The organism is Halocynthiibacter sp. (genome assembly GCF_049608145.1).
Lineage (GTDB): Bacteria > Pseudomonadota > Alphaproteobacteria > Rhodobacterales > Rhodobacteraceae > Halocynthiibacter.
The window spans coordinates 1-3166 of record NZ_JBMYXF010000097.1 but is presented as its reverse complement, the minus strand read 5'-3'; the positions used below and the strand labels follow the sequence as shown (position 1 = coordinate 3166).

Below are 3166 nucleotides of genomic sequence, written 5' to 3'. Positions count from 1 at the left end.
GCGAATTGGGTGAGGCTGCCAACATCGCGAAGAAGCTCAACCGAGTCCGCGACGGAATAACCGGTAACAAAGAGACGCCGGAAGAATTACGTCAGAAGCTTGCGGGTGAAATCGCAGATACATTTATCTACTTGGACTTACTGGCACAATCTCAAGGCATTGATCTGGAAGATGCCGTAATTCGCACGTTCAACGCGAAATCAGAGGAAATAGGCTACGCGCGCAAAATCACCTGAACCCCCACAGCACGAGCCGGTAGTTTGGCGACCCCCGGCCCGTGCGTTCACACAATCCCCCTCGTTCAAAAAGGAAATGACATGAACACCAAGACCATATTCATCGCACCGATTCTCGCAAGCCTTGCGGCCTGCGGGCCTCAACCAAGCGGTATCACAGATCAGATCTACACCGCCGGAAAGGGCGAGCCGGTGCCGATCGTACCCATTGCCGCGCTGAATGCGCCAGAGCCATGCCCACGCGCCTCAGAATGGGGCAAGACGCGCAATTGCGGTGATAGGCCAGACGCAGCCCCAGAGCGCAGCACACGGCCACAGGCGCGCCCTGAGACGCCATCCGAGCCACAGAAGCCCGATACGCCTGACAAGCCGGTCAAGTGCATCCTTCCCGGGAAGGGGTGCTGAACATGAACGTAATAACTTGGTTCCTGATCTTGTGGGCCGCGACTGCGGTTATCTTACTGCTTCTCTTGGTGGGCTCAGCATGACAAATCGCCCTATAGCAAGAGCAATCATCACCGCCCTGATCGTCTTTGCATCGCTGGCCGCGCTGGCCTATCTGTTGCCGGTGATCGGGGTGCTTTAGACCTCGTAGTCTTCCGCAAAGTCAGCCGCCCCGGCAATCTGGTCTCCGCTGCCATTGAGTGCACTGGAGCCGGATTGCGGGGTGAGGTGCTGAAGATCGTTCACGGTGTGCGCAAATTGAGCATAGAGCGTTCCGTTGTTGGTCCGAACACCCTTGTAACGCCCCCCGGCCAGCACGTTTGAAACCACAGGATTGTGGGTTCCTGTAGGGCTTCCAAGATTAGGCTGGCTGGTGATGTTTCTGTTCAAGCGCACATCCGAAAAAACAAATGCCGCTTCGCCAGATGTGTTTTGGTACTCACCATAGACCATTGCCTGATTTGACAGGTTAATGAGGTCGCAGTCCTCCATGATGACCGGATCGTCTAGGTGGCCGGTTCCGAGCGTATCACTGATACACTGGAGGAAGGCTTGAGGCTGGTACGCAGTCATGCCGATAGTATTGATATTCCGCGCGCCCGCCGTGAACACCAAGGCGCATTTCCTCAAGGTAATACCACTGTGGGTATGGCTGATGACGCATCTCGCCTGCGCCCCTGCAAGAAAAATGCACTTTTCTGCAAGCATGTTGATTGAATTTGAAAATGTTGTATCGTTCTGCGCGCCGGGCTGAACGACAATGTATGGACTCTCAAAAGTTGATCCGTAGTACATTGACCGAGCGCCATCGGGCACTGACTGACCTGCAAGGCCAGACCCTTGACGAATAGCAGGCTGGGCAGCAGAAATGCCGCCACCGCCCCCAGACCAGCCGGTTGTTGAGAGAAAATCACTGCACAAAAGAGCCGTGAACGGTGCTTTTGCGATCCGCATCGGCCCATGACGATTGTTAACTGGCTGCTGGTTATCGGGTCCGCCCACAACGGCGTCTACGTTCTGGGAAATTGATGAACCAACAACGCTAATTTCGTCCACGCCGTAAAGACCCTGAGACATTATGCCGAAGTTTCCCCAATTGGTGATCGTGGAATCATTAAGCGTCACCAGAGACCCGGGAACATCGTTTTGCAGATCAAGCGACTTGCCAAATCCATCAAAAGAGCACCGATCAAATGCGGCTGACTTTGACCCCTCGGAGCCGCTTTCACCGAACCTCCGATAAAACTCCGCCTGTTCTCCGGTTTGCGCTTCGGTGTCCCATGTGCCTTGGAAGTGAACCCCCCTAAAAACTGCGCCAGTTTTGCCGGTGCTGTTTCCCTTTGCCCTGTCGGTGATTACAGCATCATCGCTTGCAATACTCGACACACTGACGATAGGCCGCGTACCGGCGATATCTCGCGCGGTTAGGTAAAGGATTTCATCATCTGAGCCAATGGGGCGAAAGATATAGGAAGTTGTCAGCGGATAGGTCTGCCCGTTCTCAAGCACGATCCGCGTTGGCGTGTTACTGCCATTGTGTGCCGAGAAAGCCGCCGCCAGCGTTGTTACATTTGTCCATCCCGCTTGGCTGTTGGTGTAGTCGCCTGACGGGTGAACATAAATCGTATCCGTGCCGAAAAACGTGTCAATGTCCGTGACGGAAACCGTGGTGGTCGCGTATCCCCATTTTTGCGATGATGGCTCATAGACCGCCACCCGAACAGTATGAGTGCCCACCGCGCGATAGAGGTGCGCCCCGAGGCTTCCAAGGCTGTACTGGCTATTTGAGCGACTCCCCCCGTCCGCAGCGTCGGCGGCAATGACCTGCGTTGGCGCGGTGAAAGTGTACCCTTCTCCATAGTCCCAATAAACTCGCTTATCGTGGTAGCTTGCGTCATAAACGGTTGTACTACCAGCGGTATTTGTGTCGAACCCGGTCAGCGTCAGTTGAAAATGCGCGGGCTTTGGCGAAACATCGTAATCCGAGGTGTTCGTGTCGATTGTGACGCTCACACCCCCATCCGCATTGGCCTGCGCGTAGTCCCACACAGGGCTATTAGCCGCGACGGACGGGGTGAAGGTCATATCTAAAGGCATGTCAGGCTCCTATGAAATTGCCATGACAATGATGCCGGATCGCGTTGCCGCCGATGCGCCATCCTTGGTAAAGGTTATGCTCTGCAATGCCGCAGCACCGGAGCTGATCGCGGTTGCAATCGACCCGGCATAGTCAAAAGTGTCAATCGGCTCTGCATAGGTTGCCTGTGTGACGTTGCTGCTCCAACTATGCGTGCCGAAATTCTCTTCATCGCCCATTGCGACGGCAATCAGGGCAAAAGGTGTTCCGGCAGGTGTAACGTCCGCTGAATAAGATGCACCGCCGAAAGAGAACGCGCCGCTTGTATCATCGACCTGCGTGGAACCCTCGACCGCCACTACTGCCAGATAATTGGCAATAAGCGCGCTGGTCTGTGTCACAGCAATTG

General features: G+C 55.1%; 4 protein-coding genes. 1 reads left to right on the top strand and 3 read right to left on the bottom strand.

Annotated elements, in window-relative coordinates; genetic code table 11:
- Nucleotides 1–236 (top strand): hypothetical protein (locus ACPGUT_RS15845; RefSeq protein WP_423993057.1); only part of this gene is annotated, 236 nt, incomplete at its 5' end.
- Between the two features lie 167 nt (nucleotides 237–403).
- Here ACPGUT_RS15845 and ACPGUT_RS15840 read toward each other — a convergent pair.
- The 3 genes from ACPGUT_RS15840 to ACPGUT_RS15830 all read right to left on the bottom strand — a co-directional run.
- Nucleotides 404–613: a hypothetical protein gene (locus ACPGUT_RS15840; RefSeq protein WP_423993055.1), complete on the bottom strand. Its 210-nt coding sequence runs from the start codon at nucleotides 611–613 to the stop codon at nucleotides 404–406.
- Nucleotides 614–818: 205 nt separating this feature from the next.
- Nucleotides 819–2777, bottom strand: coding sequence for a hypothetical protein (locus ACPGUT_RS15835; protein WP_423993053.1), 1959 nt, complete (start codon nucleotides 2775–2777; stop codon nucleotides 819–821).
- 9 nt (nucleotides 2778–2786) lie between these two features.
- The coding region (locus ACPGUT_RS15830) for a hypothetical protein (protein WP_423993051.1) at nucleotides 2787–3166 on the bottom strand (380 nt) is incomplete at its 5' end.

What these genes read in the sequence shown, in the direction of transcription:
- ACPGUT_RS15835 (WP_423993053.1), bottom strand. Translation starts at nt 2,777, where the DNA reads ATGCCTTTAGATATGACCTTCACCCCGTCCGTCGCGGCTAATAGCCCT.